2 protein-coding genes are annotated in these 1,212 nt (G+C 41.3%); one reads left to right on the top strand and one right to left on the bottom strand.

Annotated elements, in window-relative coordinates; genetic code table 11:
- On the bottom strand, positions 1–418 hold a 418-nt coding region (locus R7E42_RS24730), incomplete at its 3' end, for a shikimate kinase (protein WP_318073194.1).
- A 409-nt stretch (positions 419–827) separates the two neighbouring features.
- On the opposite strand from R7E42_RS24730, the gene R7E42_RS24725 reads away from it, so the two are divergent.
- On the top strand, positions 828–1,208 hold the full coding sequence (locus R7E42_RS24725) for a cystatin domain-containing protein (RefSeq protein WP_318073193.1): 381 nt from the start codon (positions 828–830) through the stop codon (positions 1,206–1,208).
- The last annotated feature ends 4 nt before the right edge of the window (positions 1,209–1,212 follow it).

Raw genomic sequence — 1,212 nt, 5'->3', positions numbered from 1 at the left:
GTCTGTCGTAGTTTTTAATGCACTTTCGTACGATGGGGTCTTTTGTAAACAGTCGATACAGACTTTCTCTGTTACCAGTCCCTTCCCACAGCTCTTGCTCTGTGTAAATACGAGTGAGTGCACGTTTGATCGCTCGGTAAAACGTCACCGTTCTTGAATAGTCCAACCAAATTATCGTGTCGACGTCTTGCCACTTTATGCTTTCAGTTCGAGAATAGTTTCCATCCAAAACCCATTCGCTTTGCGTGAGGGCCGTTTTTAAGTTGCTGAAAAACTCATGGTCAGTGCTTTCTTGCCAGCCCGCTTTCCAAAACAATTTGTCCATTTCGATATGTGTAACGTCGAGCTTCTGAGCTAAGGCTTTTGCGAAAGTAGACTTACCACTGCCGCTACTACCAATGACATTTATCCTTTTCATATAACGCCCTCCATGGCGCTGGCAACAAACTGACGAAGAACGCTGCAATTAGTCAAAACTACAGCTTATTTTTACAGGTCGGTGATAGTAGTGTTTTGTATGATTGATAAGAAATTCAAACGCCAAACATGTGAACTATGACTCATATTACATTTAATTTATTGCGCTTAACGCTGCCCCAACTCTCGAGTAAATTGAGTCTTCGTAGGCAACAACATCACGAGTTTTTACACTGTAAACTGATTTATCAAGAACAGAGTGTTTGATTTATCGTGCTTATTTTCTATGTAAACTCGCTCCAATTACTCATCGAATTAACTTTGTGCATATCAAAAGTTTGCACAACATAGACAATGGCGTGATTTCATCACCACTATAATACGATCCGATATGAATAGAGGTGATGGTTATGATGTTAAAAACAGTGTCGACTTGTGCAATTTTGGGGTTGCTTGTTGGTTGCCAACCAAAAAACCAAGAAGAGACGACACATGTAACAGCCTCGGCAGATGTATGTAATGCACAAGGAAACATGCCAGGTGGGTGGAACGAATTTGATGCTACCCCTGATGCACAAAAGGCTATGGCCTTTGTCCTGAAACAAATGGATACCCTTTCGTCATTCAAACAAATTCTGACAGTTCATGCACAAATAGTGAGCGGTGTGAACTACGCAATTGAGTTTGAAATGGATGATGGCTCGATTTGGAACACTATTGTGTATCGTAATCTCGACGGAGAGTACGCGATTACTCAATCGCCAAAAGAAGGTCACTTCTGCGAACAATAAGTGT

This window comes from Vibrio sp. Vb1337, assembly GCF_033338715.1.
Lineage (GTDB): Bacteria > Pseudomonadota > Gammaproteobacteria > Enterobacterales > Vibrionaceae > Vibrio > Vibrio alginolyticus.
The sequence above is the reverse complement of the archived record's forward strand: the minus strand, read 5'-3'. Positions and strand labels throughout refer to the sequence as shown.